At 57.0% G+C, this 15,052-nt stretch carries 14 protein-coding genes; 6 read left to right on the forward strand and 8 right to left on the reverse strand.

Annotation, left to right across the window (positions count from 1 at the left end; genetic code table 11):
* Position 1: 1 nt before the first annotated feature.
* The 8 genes from sdhA to RSK20926_RS17625 all read right to left on the reverse strand — a co-directional run bounded on the left by sdhA (position 2) and on the right by RSK20926_RS17625 (position 6,369).
* Positions 2-1,807: a succinate dehydrogenase flavoprotein subunit gene (gene sdhA / locus RSK20926_RS17590; RefSeq protein WP_008208798.1), complete on the reverse strand. Its 1,806-nt coding sequence runs from the start codon at positions 1,805-1,807 to the stop codon at positions 2-4.
* Positions 1,808-1,819: 12 nt separating this feature from the next.
* Positions 1,820-2,191, reverse strand: coding sequence for a succinate dehydrogenase, hydrophobic membrane anchor protein (sdhD, locus tag RSK20926_RS17595; RefSeq protein WP_008208799.1), 372 nt, complete (start codon positions 2,189-2,191; stop codon positions 1,820-1,822).
* Positions 2,192-2,201: 10 nt separating this feature from the next.
* On the reverse strand, positions 2,202-2,585 hold the full coding sequence (gene sdhC / locus RSK20926_RS17600; RefSeq protein WP_037255647.1) for a succinate dehydrogenase, cytochrome b556 subunit: 384 nt from the start codon (positions 2,583-2,585) through the stop codon (positions 2,202-2,204).
* A 152-nt stretch (positions 2,586-2,737) separates the two neighbouring features.
* Positions 2,738-3,481 carry a DUF1194 domain-containing protein gene (locus tag RSK20926_RS17605; RefSeq protein ID WP_008208803.1) on the reverse strand — a complete coding sequence of 248 codons (744 nt, stop codon included), beginning with the start codon at positions 3,479-3,481 and terminating at the stop codon, positions 2,738-2,740.
* A gap of 194 nt (positions 3,482-3,675) precedes the next feature.
* On the reverse strand, positions 3,676-4,722 hold the full coding sequence (locus RSK20926_RS17610; protein ID WP_008208804.1) for a MaoC family dehydratase: 1,047 nt from the start codon (positions 4,720-4,722) through the stop codon (positions 3,676-3,678).
* Positions 4,722-4,925, reverse strand: a complete 204-nt coding sequence (locus tag RSK20926_RS17615; RefSeq protein WP_008208806.1) for a DUF1737 domain-containing protein — start codon at positions 4,923-4,925, stop codon at positions 4,722-4,724. The genes RSK20926_RS17610 and RSK20926_RS17615 overlap by 1 nt, the downstream gene beginning before the upstream one ends.
* Positions 4,926-4,931: 6 nt before the next feature.
* Positions 4,932-5,480: an NnrU family protein gene (locus RSK20926_RS17620; protein ID WP_008208808.1), complete on the reverse strand. Its 549-nt coding sequence runs from the start codon at positions 5,478-5,480 to the stop codon at positions 4,932-4,934.
* 34 nt (positions 5,481-5,514) lie between these two features.
* Positions 5,515-6,369 carry an HpcH/HpaI aldolase/citrate lyase family protein gene (locus RSK20926_RS17625; RefSeq protein ID WP_008208810.1) on the reverse strand — a complete coding sequence of 285 codons (855 nt, stop codon included), beginning with the start codon at positions 6,367-6,369 and terminating at the stop codon, positions 5,515-5,517.
* A gap of 369 nt (positions 6,370-6,738) precedes the next feature.
* Here RSK20926_RS17625 and RSK20926_RS17630 point away from each other — a divergent pair, with 369 nt between their 5' ends.
* The 6 genes from RSK20926_RS17630 to RSK20926_RS17665 all read left to right on the forward strand — a co-directional run bounded on the left by RSK20926_RS17630 (position 6,739) and on the right by RSK20926_RS17665 (position 15,042).
* Positions 6,739-7,071 (forward strand): hypothetical protein, encoded by a 333-nt coding sequence (locus RSK20926_RS17630; protein ID WP_008208812.1) that lies wholly within the window; start codon positions 6,739-6,741, stop codon positions 7,069-7,071.
* 840 nt (positions 7,072-7,911) lie between these two features.
* Positions 7,912-8,874, forward strand: a complete 963-nt coding sequence (gene mdh / locus RSK20926_RS17640; protein WP_008208815.1) for a malate dehydrogenase — start codon at positions 7,912-7,914, stop codon at positions 8,872-8,874.
* Positions 8,875-9,225: 351 nt separating this feature from the next.
* Entirely contained in the window at positions 9,226-10,419 is a 1,194-nt protein-coding gene (gene sucC, locus RSK20926_RS17645; RefSeq protein WP_008208817.1) for an ADP-forming succinate--CoA ligase subunit beta, read from the forward strand.
* Positions 10,420-10,758: 339 nt separating this feature from the next.
* Positions 10,759-11,643 carry a succinate--CoA ligase subunit alpha gene (gene sucD / locus RSK20926_RS17655; RefSeq protein WP_008208818.1) on the forward strand — a complete coding sequence of 295 codons (885 nt, stop codon included), beginning with the start codon at positions 10,759-10,761 and terminating at the stop codon, positions 11,641-11,643.
* A gap of 59 nt (positions 11,644-11,702) precedes the next feature.
* Positions 11,703-12,056, forward strand: a complete 354-nt coding sequence (locus RSK20926_RS17660) for a hypothetical protein (protein ID WP_008208819.1) — start codon at positions 11,703-11,705, stop codon at positions 12,054-12,056.
* Positions 12,057-12,090: 34 nt separating this feature from the next.
* Positions 12,091-15,042: a 2-oxoglutarate dehydrogenase E1 component gene (locus RSK20926_RS17665; protein ID WP_008208820.1), complete on the forward strand. Its 2,952-nt coding sequence runs from the start codon at positions 12,091-12,093 to the stop codon at positions 15,040-15,042.
* The last annotated feature ends 10 nt before the right edge of the window (positions 15,043-15,052 follow it).

Raw genomic sequence — 15,052 nt, forward strand, 5'->3', positions numbered from 1 at the left:
CTTAGAAGGTGCGTGCCTTGGGGGCGATTTTCTTCAGGCTGATGCCGCCCTCGTCTTCGGTGGTGAGCGGGTCAACGATCACCGGGCGGTAGCTGAGGTCAACCTTCTCACCCTCCACGCGAGAGACGGTATGGACGCGCCAGTTCTCGTCATCGCGGGTGGCGTAATCCTCATGGGCATGGGCGCCCCGGCTCTCTTTGCGTGCTTCGGCGCCATGGATTGTGGCCAGAGCGTTGGGCATCAGGTTGGTGAGCTCGAGGGTTTCCATCAGGTCGGAGTTCCAGACCAGCGAGCGGTCGGTGACCTTGAGGTCACCCATCTTGCCCGCAATCTCGGTCATCTTCTCAACACCTTCCTTCAGGGTCTTGTCTGTCCGGAAGACTGCCGCGTCGGACTGCATGGTCCGTTGCATCTCCAGCCGCAGATCCGCAGTCGCCACCGCGCCGTTTGCGTTGCGCAAACCATCAAAACGGTCGAATGCAGCATCAACCGAGGCCTGGTTCAGCACTGGGTTGGGGGCTTCCGCATCCACCACCTTACCCGCACGGATCGCCGCCGCACGGCCAAAGACCACAAGGTCAATCAGAGAGTTGGAGCCCAGACGGTTCGCACCATGCACCGAGGCACAGCCCGCTTCGCCCACAGCCATAAGGCCGGGCACAACACCGGTTGGATCTTCCGCGGTTGGGTTCAGCACCTCACCCCAATAGTTGGTGGGGATACCGCCCATGTTGTAGTGCACGGTGGGCAGAACCGGGATCGGCTCTTTGGTGACATCAACACCGGCAAAGATTTTCGCACTTTCCGAAATACCCGGCAGGCGTTCCGCCAGTGCCTCGGCTGGCAGGTGGGAGAGGTTCAAGTGGATGTGATCACCTTCAGCGCCCACACCGCGGCCTTCGCGGATTTCCATGGTCATCGAACGCGAAACATAGTCGCGCGGTGCAAGGTCTTTATACTGCGGCGCATAGCGCTCCATGAAGCGCTCGCCTTCGGAGTTGGTGAGGTATCCACCCTCGCCGCGCGCGCCTTCGGTAATCAGGCAGCCGGAGCCATAGATGCCGGTTGGGTGGAACTGCACGAATTCCATGTCCTGCAGCGCCAAGCCAGCGCGCGCCACCATGCCGCCGCCGTCACCGGTGCAGGTATGGGCGGAAGTGGCGGAGAAATAGGCGCGGCCGTAACCACCGGTCGCCAGCACCACCATCTTGGCGTTGAAGACATGCATGGTGCCGTCATCGAGCTTCCAGCAGACTACGCCCTGGCACTGCCCGTCCTCGGACATGATCAGGTCGATGGCGAAATACTCGATATAGAATTCCGCGTTGTTCTTGAGACTCTGACCATAAAGCGTGTGCAAGATGGCGTGGCCGGTCCGGTCGGCGGCGGCACAGGTGCGCTGCACCGCAGGGCCTTCACCGTATTCGGTGGTATGGCCGCCAAAGGGGCGCTGATAGATCTTGCCCTCTTCGGTGCGGCTGAAGGGCACGCCGTAGTGCTCCAGCTCATAGACCGCCTTGGGGGCTTCACGTGCGAGGTATTCCATCGCGTCTGTGTCACCCAGCCAGTCAGAGCCCTTGACGGTGTCATACATATGCCACTGCCAGCTGTCCGGACCCATGTTGCCCAGAGAGGCCGCAATGCCGCCCTGCGCTGCCACGGTGTGGGAGCGGGTTGGGAAAACCTTGGTGACACAGGCGGTACGCAACCCCTGCTCCGCCATGCCCAATGTTGCGCGTAGGCCGGCACCGCCGGCACCCACGACCACGACGTCATAATCATGCGTCTCGTATTCGTATGCAGCCATGTCTCTTGTCCCTTACAGCGCAATCTTGGCCAGAGCAAAAACCCCGGTCGCAATGGTGGTATAGCTTAACCCGATGACAAATATGATCAGTGCCTTGCGCATGGAGCCCCGCGCATAGTCCTCGATCATCATCTGAGCACCTTTGTTGAAGTGCATCACGCCCGCATAAAGCGTGAGACCGGTCAGAATTGCGGGAAAGGGCCGCGAGAAGGTCGCCAGAACCTCTTCATGGCTGCTGCCAATGGCAGACCCCACAACATAGAGGAAAGCAGGAACCAGAAAGGCCAAAGCAACAGCGCTGGCCTGCATGTACCAATGGTGCTCCGTACCGGTTCCAGAAGCCCCTTTGCCCTCGGCGCGTTTGCGAGCAGTCAAATAACGCATGGTTGCCTCCTTAAACCACAAGCACGGTAATGGCGGTCAAGACAAACGAACCGGCTATACAGCCCCAACCGAGCTTTTCAGCGGTTTCGATATCTAGGCCATGACCCGCATCAAAGTAGAGGTGCCGCAGGCCTGCCAGGAAGTGGTACCAAATGCCCAAAGTTGAGAGCAGCAATACGATGCGCCCAAACCAGGATGTCAAAAGACCATTCGCAAGTTCAAAATATTCGGCCGAGGTCGCAGCCGCCAAGAGCCACCAGACAACCATGATCACCGCGATGATCAGTGCGTTGCCAGTGATCCGTGTCAAGATCGAGGACATTGATGTCATTTGTGGACGGTAGATCGACAAATGTGGCGAAAGCGGGCGCTCGCCCCGATTTACATCGGCCATGTTGGCTCCTTTCCGGTTAGCTGACGACGTTTTAGCGTTTTTTTGCGTCCTGTCACGCAAACGAGTGGTAAATTCCTGCAGTTATTTGACCAGAGTTAGCGAAAACAATGCATTTGTGATCACACGCATTCAATAAGTGATCACAAATTAACTCACTGAAAAACTTTTGCAGAATCAGCCCCCCTTTCTGCAAATTCTTGCAAATCCGGCGCCGGCTCGTTGAAAGGCGGCAGGAAATCAGCGGTTTTTTCCGCCACCTCTCTGATCAGCTTTCTGCGAATTTTCTGCGGGTAGTCGCGGAAGTTTGCTGCGGTCTCAACAAAGGCGCCTTCCCCGCGGATGACGTTTTCATAGAAGTAGGCGGTCAGCTCTGGCTCGCTCTGCTCAATGGCAATGGCATTGACAGTGATCCCTTTGGCGCCAAGTTCCGGATGGAGCGCCCTGGGAGCAATGCCTTCATTGGAAAACCCATCCCCAGACAAATCGATCACGCGGCGTTGGCACTCGGTAACTTGGTTGAACTGCAAGGAGGCTAATTCCAGCGCCTCGCCCAGCGCCGTGGAAAAATTGCGCCAGGGTCGCGGGGTCAGTTCAACCCGCTGGGCCAGGGCCTCAACATCTTCAAAAGTTTGCAAGGCAGTCCAAGGGATGGAAATCTCTTGTCGCCTGGTTCCAGACCACTGTATCAAGAGAATCTGAGCTTCGGCTCGCACCAGTGCTTCGGAAACGATTCCGTCCCGCAGCCCCTCTGCCAGCCCATCCATCTGGATCCGATACTCCGTCTCATCCACAGACCCGGAAACATCCACCGCCAAAACCAGCGCCAGATCGCAGGCAGTTGCCAAACGCGGCAACAGCAAGGAAAGACAACAGATCAAAACACGCAAATATTGCATGAGATCAAGTTAGATCCTCATCATGGTTGCGTCACCCTCTTTTCGGCTGGATTTCTTTGCTCTCTCACTATTGCTTGGCAAAGTGGCAGATACCACTCACAGTCAGCCCTTGCCCCTAGGGTAAGGTTCACCTTCTGGCCGAAGGCCCCATTGCTGGCCTGAAAATGCCGGTCTGCAACCTCCCAAGCTCTCAGTTATTTGGGCATCAGCACCCAGTAATCGAGATCCAGCAGCACGTCGGGCAAGTATTTGCCATCATCGCCTTTGAGTTCAAAGGGCGCCCCGCCTTTGGTCGCAACCAAGCGCAAACGCAGAGCTCCTACTCCAGGAGCCTCTGTATCAGCTTTGTCCAGCACCTCGCTCCAGGCGCGAATGGTGGTGCCAGAGAGGCAGGGGTTGGCATGAGCACCGCCATTGAGGCCAACTATCATCTGCGCGTTGGCCAGCCCGTTGAACGACAGCGCCCGCGCCATCGAAATCACGTGACCGCCATAGATCAGCCGGGTCCCATCGGGGCGCGCCGTAGTGTCGAAATGCACCTTGGCTGTATTCTGCCAAAGACGCGTGGCCAGCATATGCTCCGCCTCTTCCACGGTGACACCGTCGACGTGGTCAATGGTTTCACCAATCTCATAGTCGCCCCAACGATGCGACTCACCGGCCAGACCGAAATCATAATCGGAGAAGTCGAGCCCGGCAGGCACCACCAGCTGGTCCGCCGGGATGACTTTTGTCAGCTCCGGCACATGGGTTTCCGGCGCGGGCGCATCCAGGTCGCGCTTGCGCACCATGACCCAGCGCACATATGCCATGACGCATTCATCGCGCTGGTTCAGCCCGCGAGTGCGGACATAGACCACCCCGGTCTTGCCGTTGGAGTTCTGCTTAAGCCCGATCACTTCGGATTCAGACCGCAGTGTATCGCCCTCGTAGACCGGCAGCAGCCAGCGCCCTTCGGCATAGCCAAGATTTGCCACCGCATTGAGAGAGACATCGGGAACCGTCTTGCCAAAGACCACATGGAATGCCACCAGATCATCCAGCGGCGCCCCTGGCAGACCGGAGCGGCGGGCAAATTCATCCGAGGAATAAAGCGCATGGCGCGCAGGGTATAGCGCATGATAGAGCGCCCGCTCGCCGCCCGACACAGTGCGTGGCACCGCGTGGGTGATCACTTCACCCAGCTTGTAGTCCTCAAAGAACCGGCCCGGATTGGTTTTTGCCGCTCTGGTCTTTGCCATCAGTGTTCTCCCAGCTTTGTTTCGCGCGTGTAGGTGCCATCCACATCCTTGACCACCGCCTGACCGCAACGCATGACACCCTTCACCGGATCAAAGGCCTGGGTCGGGCTGCCATGCAGCTCCCAGCCCTTGTTCAAGGCATCCGTCACCTTGTGGCAAAAGTCCGAGGTGTCGTCCTCGCTCAGAAATCGATAGAGTTTCATCCGTCACTACCCTGGAAATGGAGAAGGCCCCACGAGGCCATGGACATAGCCGATCACGGCCAAAAGTATGATTGAAGCAACCAAGAACATCCCGTCCTTGGCAATGCTGCCCTTGGCGGGCGCGGTCCAATTGGGCTCTGCCCGGTTGATCACGACCATCTCCAACAGTGCCCAGGCCAGCATGCTGCCAAAGAGCACGAATGAAGCGGGATCCCAATTGACCAAGAGGTGCGCGATGGCCCAGAGCGAGAAGCCAAAGAGCATTGGATGGCGCATCCGGTAGAAGAGCGCCCCTTTGCTAGGGCCAGGGCTGGTGAAATAGAGCGCCAGCAGCATCAACAGGTTATTCACATGCTGCAGGAAGGGCGGATATAGCGCCAACTCATAAGATTCAGCCGAGCGATAGCCAAGAACCATCAGAACCACACCAGCCAGCAAGGCCAAGGCGACGAGCCCTTTGCCGCGCTGCCCCATAGGTTCGCGGATGCCCGGCGCCACCCGCTTGAACAGGTGCGCGCCCCACCAGATTAGGATGCCTAGGACCAAAAGTGTCATGTCAGTCTCCCCGAGATGTTAATATGTTTAACACCTACGTCGAAAGGGCCGCGATTGCATCCGCTTTTGCAAGAATTTCACGTGCGGTCACCACGTGAAGATTCTCCACGATCTTGCCATCGACCACTGCAACGCCCTGCCCTGCGGCTTCGACCTCTTCAAAGGCCGTGATCTGACGCTTGGAGAGATCGATTTCCTCTTCGCTGGGTGCAAATGCGTTATTCGCCACCTCTACCTGCGCAGGGTGGATAAGGGTTTTGCCGTCAAACCCCATGTCCCGACCCTGGTTACATTCCAGCCTCAGCCCCTCAGCGTCCTTGAAAGCATTGTAGACGCCATCAACAATTATCAACCCTTCTGCTTTTGCAGCCAAAAGGCAAAGGCCTAGGCCCGACATCAGGGGCAGACGATCTGAACGGAACCGGGTCTGCAGCTCTTTGGCCAAATCATTGGTCCCCATGACCATCCCTTGCAAGCGCGGATGCGCTGCAATCGCAGGGGCATTCAGCATGCCACGCGGGGTCTCCATCATGGCCCAGATCGGCTTATCCCCAATCAGATCTGCCAGCGCATCCAGATCTTGCGGAGAGGAGACCTTTGGCAGCAGGACCGCATCACAGTCCATCTCGGCTGCGGCGCGTGCATCCGCCTCACCCCATTGTGTATCCAGGCCATTGATCCGCACAATCTTGACCCGATCTCCATACCCGCCTTGCACCAGAGCCTCGGCAAGGGTGGCACGGGCAGTGGTTTTCTCATCCGCCGCCACCGCATCTTCGAGATCAAATATCACCGCATCCACAGGCAGGCTGCGCGCCTTGTCCAGCGCCCTCGGCTTGGATCCAGGGATATATAGAACCGAACGGTATGGGCGGTTGCGCGGGTCCATGAGGTGCTCCTGCAAGTTATTTTGTTGCGCAAATGGCTATATGCGAGAGAAGAAACTTTCAAGAGAAATCACGCCGCAGCGCAGAATGTTTTCCTATGGAAGGTTCAACTCATTGAAAATAAGTGAGAAAAATGCCAGCCCGGTTTGTTAACACTATTTCAGCAACTTACTGGCACAGTTTTAATGTCGCAGGGCTTCCAGGCAAGAACTCCTTACCCTGCTGCCGGAGAAATAGTCCGGCTGGGAACTACCGGGCCAAAGGCCCGAATAACAATTACGTCACAGCAACCGGCTCAGTCTTGAGGGCACGGAGAGAGGCTAGTCTCGCCACTCTCCCTTGAGGAAGCCGTTCCGGAAAGGGTAAAACCCATGAAAAAGACGATGTTTAAAACCGCATTTGGCCTGACTGCTCTTAGCTTGGCCATGACTCTCACAACTGCAGCACCTTCGGCCGCACAGGGCCGCAACTGTGCACCACGCGATGTGGTGGTTCAACGCCTCGCTGATAAATATGGCGAAAGCCGTCAGAGCATTGGCCTTGGTCAGCAAGGCATGGTGATGGAAACTTTTGCCTCCGCCGAAAGCGGCAGCTGGACAATCACCGTAACGATGCCCACTGGAATGACTTGCCTTATGGCATCGGGTCAGTCTTTTGAAGCCTTGGCAGAAGCGCTTCCTGCACCAGCGGATAACGACGCCTAATCCGCTTCGTTGGTGAGTTTCGGACTGGTCACAGCGATGTCCGCTGTTGAACAGAGCCCCGAACTGCGTGCCAGGCATACCAGCTTAGGCCTGTCGCCCGCGCTTTTCACTCTGTGCGCCATAGTAATTACCCGGCTTAGTCGAGGCCTTGCTTCTTGTTAAAGGTCCGACTGTCTTTCTCAGCGCTCATTCCTAGTGACCTTCGGGCCTTTCCATCATCGGGTCTATTGATCACCTGGCCGCATCTGTTGTTCCTCTTTGGTTTTTTCTCGTCGGAAAACAGCTCGGCTTAAGGTCGGTGCTGTTCAGACTGAACTCTTCGTTGCACCAGCGAATTTAACCCAAGTCATGTTGGCCCCACAGGCCCTGTTTCTAATTGCAGTGAAGTGTCAACTCCTGCGCATATTTCAGATTTTTGCCGCCCCAATCGACCCAGCTGCCAGCTTCGCATGCCTGGTAGGGTTGTACATATTTCGTAGCAAGCAATCTTCACGTCGGCCTCACCCAATTGGCAACTCGCAAGATATGCAACCGCAGTCTACAAAGATGTGGCACAACCTCCACAGGAATCAAAACCACTGGAAGAAATTGCAAAAGCGCAAATCCGCATCAGGAAACCTTCGCAAAAACGACCGCAAGGCGCGCAAAAACGAAAAACAATCCCTGCAAATCATCTTCGGGACTCGCCTGAAATCGCCATTATTTGCTAACCCTTTAGCGCTAGCACATCTCCCACAGTTGTAACCCTCTTCCTCTTTGCCGCAGCGCAGAACACTTGCGCGAGGGCGCATGAAGGCGTAGGCATCCTTGCAAATTCAACCGGACCGGAGAGAAATCCCCATGGCCAGACCAAAGATCGCCCTTATCGGCGCAGGCAACATCGGCGGCACGCTCGCTCATCTCGCAGCTATCAAAGAACTCGGCGATGTCGTCCTTTTCGACATTGCAGATGGCCTGCCCCAGGGCAAGGCGCTCGACATTGCCGAATCCGGCCCTGTTGAGAAAATCGACGCAAACATGAAGGGCTCCAGCGACTATGCCGATATCGCGGGCGCTGATGTCTGCATTGTGACCGCCGGTGTTGCGCGCAAACCAGGCATGAGCCGCGATGACCTTCTGGGCATCAACCTCAAAGTGATGAAATCCGTTGGTGAAGGCATTGCCGCCCATGCGCCAAACGCCTTTGTGATCTGCATCACCAACCCGCTGGACGCGATGGTTTGGGCTCTGCAGAAATTCTCGGGCCTGCCCGCGAATAAAGTCTGCGGCATGGCTGGCGTTCTGGACTCTGCTCGTTTCCGCCACTTCCTGGCCGAAGAATTCAACGTCTCAATGCGCGATGTCACCGCCTTTGTTCTGGGCGGCCATGGCGACACCATGGTGCCCTCCGTGCGCTACTCCACCGTTGCCGGGATCCCGCTGCCTGACCTGATCGAAATGGGCTGGACCACGCAAGAAAAGCTGGACGCCATGGTTCAGCGCACCCGTGACGGCGGCGCCGAAATCGTTGGCCTGCTCAAGACCGGCTCCGCCTTCTACGCACCAGCCGCTTCTGCCATCGAGATGGCCGAAGCCTATCTGAAAGACCAAAAGCGCGTGCTGCCCTGTGCGGCCTATTGCGATGGCGATCTGGGCGTCAACGACATGTATGTTGGCGTTCCAACCGTGATCGGCGCCGGCGGTGTAGAGCGTATCGTAAACATCAAGCTCAACAAAGAAGAGCAGGAGATGTTCGACACCTCGGTCAAAGCAGTTCAAGGCCTTGTTGACGCTTGCAAAGGCATCGACGGATCCCTCGCCTAACCCGCGAAGAAACAAACCTGCTGCCTTGGCAGCAAAGACTAGGAAGCACGGCCCATCTTGGCCGTGCTTTTCTTTTTCCTATCTCTTCCTCTCCGGTCCTGACACCACCAGCCCCAACTGCGAGACACAAAGGGCGTTTCCCCGCTTGAAACGTCGCATTTCCCCTATTTCCAAACTCACGAATCAAATCCGCTAAGGATTTATAAATTTGTGATCACACGATTAAAAAGCGTGATCACAAATGCGGAAAATCTTCATCATTTCCCCGTGAAGCATCAAAAAACCCTTTAAAAATGTAGGTTATGACGGCGTTATGACAAAGACAAATGAAGCCAGACGGGACAGTTTCTCATGAACATCCACGAATATCAGGCCAAGGCCCTTCTTCGCAGCTACGGTGCGCCGGTTTCCGACGGACGCGTGGTGCTGAAGGCCGATGAAGCCAAAACCGCTGCAGGCGAGCTTGACGGCCCGCTTTGGGTGGTGAAGGCACAGATCCATGCCGGCGGTCGCGGCAAGGGCTCCTTCAAGGAGGCCGATGCAGGCGAAAAAGGCGGCGTGCGCCTGACCAAATCGGTGGAGGAAGCCGCCGAGGAAGCCAAGAAGATGCTGGGGCGCACCCTGGTCACCCATCAGACCGGCCCCGCAGGCAAGCAGGTCAACCGGATCTACATCGAAGCGGGCTCGGGCATTCAAAGCGAGCTTTACCTCGCCCTGCTGGTAGATCGTCAGACCTCGCGCATCTCCTTTGTCTGCTCCACCGAAGGCGGCATGGACATTGAGGAAGTGGCGGCTGAGACCCCGGAAAAGATCCTCTCCTTCTCTGTTGATCCGGCTACCGGCTATCAACCCTATCACGGCCGCCGCGTTGCCTTCTCGCTGGGGCTTGCGGGTGCCCAGGTAAAGCAATGCGTCAAGCTGATGGGCCAACTCTACCAGGCCTTTGTCGACAAAGACATGGAGATGCTGGAGATCAACCCGCTGATCATCGCGGATGATGGCAACCTCAAGGTGCTGGACGCCAAGGTCGGCTTTGACGGCAACGCGGTCTACCGCCACGCCGATGTGGCCGAGCTGCGCGACACCACAGAGGAAGACCCCAAAGAGCTGGAAGCCTCCAAGTATGACCTGAACTACATCGCGCTCGACGGTGAGATCGGCTGCATGGTGAACGGCGCGGGGCTGGCGATGGCCACCATGGACATCATCAAGCTTTACGGCGCTGAGCCTGCAAACTTCCTCGACGTGGGCGGCGGCGCCACCAAAGAGAAAGTCACCGAGGCCTTCAAGATCATCACCTCTGACCCCAACGTCAAAGGCATCCTGGTCAATATCTTCGGCGGCATCATGCGCTGTGATGTGATTGCCGAGGGCGTGGTTGCCGCGGTGAAGGAAGTCGGCCTGCAGGTTCCGCTGGTTGTCCGCCTTGAGGGCACTAATGTGGAAGCCGGCAAAGACATCATCAACAACTCCGACGTTGATGTGATCGCCGCCGACGACCTGTCTGACGGCGCCGAGAAAATCGTGAAAGCGGTGAAGGGTTAAAGCCTACTTCGATGCTAACGATGTTTTTGCCCCATACAGCTTTGTACTGGCTCGCTGCGTCAGGCCTTTTACTAGTCTTCTACGGACTAGTAAAAGTGGGCATCGCAGCCAGTCGTATGGTTGTAGACCCTGAAGGTAAGTTCGAACTAACCGTTCTATACCCAGAGAGTTACCAACCAAAATCTTGGGGCGTAAAGCACGCAACATATCGGATCGATCAAGCCATCTATGAAAAAGTACTCAGACTTGCGTCCAGAGTTTTAGGGCTTTTTGCTTTAGTTTCTTTTCTTGGCTTTCTGATCGCGGTTTCATCAAAATCTATCTAGGAGACTCCTAAAAATGGCAGTCCTCATCGACGAAAACACCAAGGTCATCTGTCAGGGCTTCACCGGCTCGCAGGGCACCTTTCACTCTGAACAGGCCATCGCCTATGGCACCAAGATGGTTGGCGGCGTCACGCCGGGCAAGGGCGGGCAGAGCCACCTGAACCTGCCGGTCTTCAACTCCGTGCACGAAGCCAAGCATGTGACCGAGGCCAATGCCTCCGTCATCTACGTGCCGCCCCCCTTTGCAGCAGACTCGATCCTCGAAGCCATCGATGCCGAGATGGAACTCATCGTTTGCATCACCGAAGGCATCCCGGTTCTGGACATGATGCGGGTGCAGCGCGCGCTCGAAGGCAGCAGCTCGCGCCTCATCGGCCCCAACTGCCCCGGCGTGATCACTCCGGACGCCTGCAAAATCGGCATCATGCCTGGCCATATCCACAAACGCGGCTCGGTCGGCGTGGTTTCCCGCTCCGGCACCTTGACCTATGAGGCGGTGAAGCAGACTTCTGACATCGGGCTTGGCCAGTCCTCTGCTGTGGGTATCGGCGGCGACCCCATCAAGGGCACCGAGCATATCGACGTGCTGGACCTGTTCCTGGACGATGATGAGACCGAGTCCATCATCATGATCGGTGAAATCGGTGGCTCTGCCGAAGAGGAAGCAGCCGAATTCCTCGCCGAGCAGAAGAAAAAAGGCCGCTGGAAGCCGGTTGCAGGCTTCATCGCCGGACGTACCGCCCCTCCCGGCCGCCGAATGGGCCACGCGGGCGCCATTGTTGCCGGCGGCAAAGGCGGTGCTGAGGACAAGATCGAAGCAATGAAAGCCGCAGGTATCGTAGTCGCCGAAAGCCCCGCGGGCCTGGGCGAAGCCGTGCTGAAAGCGATCAAAGGCTAAAGAACTTTTGGGGCGGCGCAGATGCCGCCCCAATTGCCCATTTGGAAACGGCAGGTTCAATGACACTGAAATCCCTACCTCTCGCGCTGATGGCCACCGCCCTGCTTGCAGGCTGCGATGCAGGTAATCAGCGCGTTGCCTATGTCGGCGACGGCGACAACTGGCAGCAGGTCTCACTGAAAGAAGCCGCGCAATTTAAGGCGCTTCAACAAGGGATCGAGGCCAAACCGGAACTGGTAGCGGCGGTTGCCCGCAACCCGGATGAAGCAGAGGTTCTGGCACAACTGAATGCAAAGGATCCCGGTGATTGGACCGAGGAAGACTTTGCAAACATGTCCGTAATCATTGCGAAAGACGTCTGCAATATACCTGACGGCCAAGTCATTACACCAACCACCACATGCAATTTCTGATCCTCGCCTCCAGCCCCACGCAGTGAGATCCTCCATGACCGATCAAAGCCCAAACGACCTGTTCCACGCCTCCTCCTTCATGCAGGGGCACAATGCGGAATATCTGGAGCAGCTCTATGCTCAATATGCCAATGACCCGAGCGCAGTGGATGCGGCCTGGGCAGAGTTCTTTCGCCAGATGGGCGATGCCGAACTAGATGTGAAGGCCGAGGCCGCTGGTCCCTCCTGGGCCCGTGGCGACTGGCCACCTGCTCCGAATGACGACTTGACCGGCGCTCTGACGGGTGAATGGCCCGCTCCGGTGGAGACCAAGGCTGCAGGCAAGAAGATCGCCGAGAAGGCACAATCGGCCGGGGTTGAGATCTCCAATGATCAGATCCAGCGCGCTGTCTTGGACTCGATCCGGGCTCTGATGTTGATCCGCGCCTACCGGATCCGGGGGCATCTGGCGGCCAATCTGGACCCATTGGGCATGCATGGCAGCACCCCACATCCCGAACTGGACCCGGTGAGTTATGGCTTCACTGAGGATGATTTGGATCGCCCGATCTTTATCGACAATGTTCTTGGCCTCCAGGTCGCCACCATGCGCCAGATCGTCGAGATCGTGAAGCGCACCTATTGCGGTACCTTTGCGCTGCAATACATGCATATCTCTGATCCCGCACAATCGGCCTGGCTGAAGGAACGGATCGAGGGCTACGACAAGGAAATCAAGTTCACCCGCGAAGGCCGCAAGGCGATCCTGAACAAGATGGTCGAAGCCGAGGGTTTTGAGAAATTCCTACACGTCAAATATACCGGCACCAAACGCTTTGGTCTGGATGGCGGTGAGAGCCTTATCCCGGCGATGGAACAGATCATCAAACGCGGCGGCGCTCTGGGTGTGCAGGATATCGTCATCGGCATGCCGCACCGCGGCCGTTTGAACATCCTGGCAAACGTAATGCAAAAGCCCTATCGGGCAATCTTCAACGAGTTCCAGGGCGGATCGTTCAAACCCGAAGATGTAGATGGTTCCGGCGATGTGAAATACCACCTTGGTGCCTCCTCGGACCGGGCCTTTGATGGAAATAATGTGCACCTCTCGTTGACGGCCAACCCTTCGCACCTGGAAGCGGTCAACCCGGTTGTCATCGGCAAGGTCCGCGCCAAGCAGGACCAATTGAAGGATGACAGCCGCACCAAAGTAATGCCGATCCTCTTGCATGGCGATGCGGCCTTTGCAGGTCAGGGTGTTGTGGCAGAGTGTTTTGCGCTTTCGGGCCTCAAGGGTCACAAGACCGGCGGCACCATGCATATCGTGGTGAACAACCAGATCGGTTTCACCACGGCGCCGCATTTCTCACGCTCCTCGCCCTATCCCACCGACAATGCGCTGGTGGTTGAAGCGCCGATCTTCCACGTCAATGGGGATGATCCTGAAGCGGTTGTACATGCGGCTAAGGTTGCGACCGAATTCCGCCAGAAATTCGGGCGCGACGTGGTGCTGGATATCTTTTGCTATCGCCGCTTTGGTCACAACGAAGGCGACGAGCCGATGTTCACCAACCCTTTGATGTACAAGAAAATCAAAGGGCATAAGACCACGCTCAGCCTCTATACCGAACGACTGGTCAAGGATGGTCTGATCCCCGAAGGTGAGATCGAGGACATGAAGGCCGCTTTCCAGGCCATGCTGAACGAAGAGTTCGAGATCGGCAAAGACTACAAACCCAATAAGGCCGACTGGCTGGATGGGCGCTGGTCGCATCTGGACAAGAAGGATGAGGATTATCAGCGCGGTCGCACGGCAATTCCGCCTGAAACGTTTGCTGAAATCGGCAAATCGCTTTCCTCGGTCCCTGAGGGCTTTCCAATGCATCGCACCGTTGGCCGGGTTCTGGATACCCGTGGCAAGATGTTCGAAAGTGGAGAGGGCTTTGACTGGGCTACCGGCGAAGCACTGGCCTTTGGGTCCCTGCTGACCGAGGGCTTCCCGGTTCGCCTGGCTGGGCAGGACGCCACACGCGGCACCTTCTCTCAGCGTCATTCCGGTATCATCAACCAGGAAACCGAAGAGCGTTACTACCCGCTGAATAACATTCGCCCGGGTCAGTCCCAATATGAGGTGATCGATTCTGCACTGTCGGAATATGCGGTACTGGGCTTTGAATATGGCTACTCCCTGGCAGAGCCCAATGCCCTGACCCTCTGGGAAGCGCAGTTTGGCGATTTCGCCAATGGTGCGCAGATCATGTTCGACCAGTTCATCTCCTCGGGGGAGAGCAAATGGCTGCGGATGTCAGGTCTGGTCTGTCTGCTGCCTCATGGCTTTGAAGGCCAGGGGCCTGAGCACTCCTCTGCGCGGCTGGAACGCTTCCTGCAGATGTGTGGCCAGGACAATTGGATCGTCGCAAACTGCACCACGCCTGCAAACTATTTCCACATCCTGCGTCGGCAGCTGCATCGGACCTTCCGCAAGCCATTGATCATGGTGACCCCTAAGTCTCTGCTGCGTCACAAATTGGCGGTCAGCAAAGCGGAAGAGTTCACCACAGGCTCCAGCTTCCACCGGGTGCTCTGGGATGACGCCCAGCACGGCAACTCCGATACTCAGCTCGTCACAGATGACAAGATCAAGCGCGTCGTCATGTGCTCGGGCAAGGTCTACTACGACCTCCTAGAAGAGCGCGATGCCCGTGGTATCGACGATGTCTACCTTATGCGGATCGAACAGTATTATCCCTTCCCGGCGATCTCCATGGTCAAGGAATTGGAGCGCTTCAAGCAGGCTGAAATGGTCTGGTGCCAGGAAGAGCCTAAGAACCAGGGTGCCTGGACCTTTATTGAACCCAATATCGAATGGGTGCTGAGCCGCATCAAGGCCAAGCATACCCGGCCCCAATATGTGGGCCGCGCCACCTCGGCGTCTCCGGCCACCGGTCTCGCCAGCCAACATAAAGCCCAACAAGCCGCGCTCGTGAATGACGCGCTGAGCATCTGAGGAAGACAGA

Source organism: Roseobacter sp. SK209-2-6, from assembly GCF_000169455.1.
GTDB lineage: Bacteria > Pseudomonadota > Alphaproteobacteria > Rhodobacterales > Rhodobacteraceae > Pseudophaeobacter.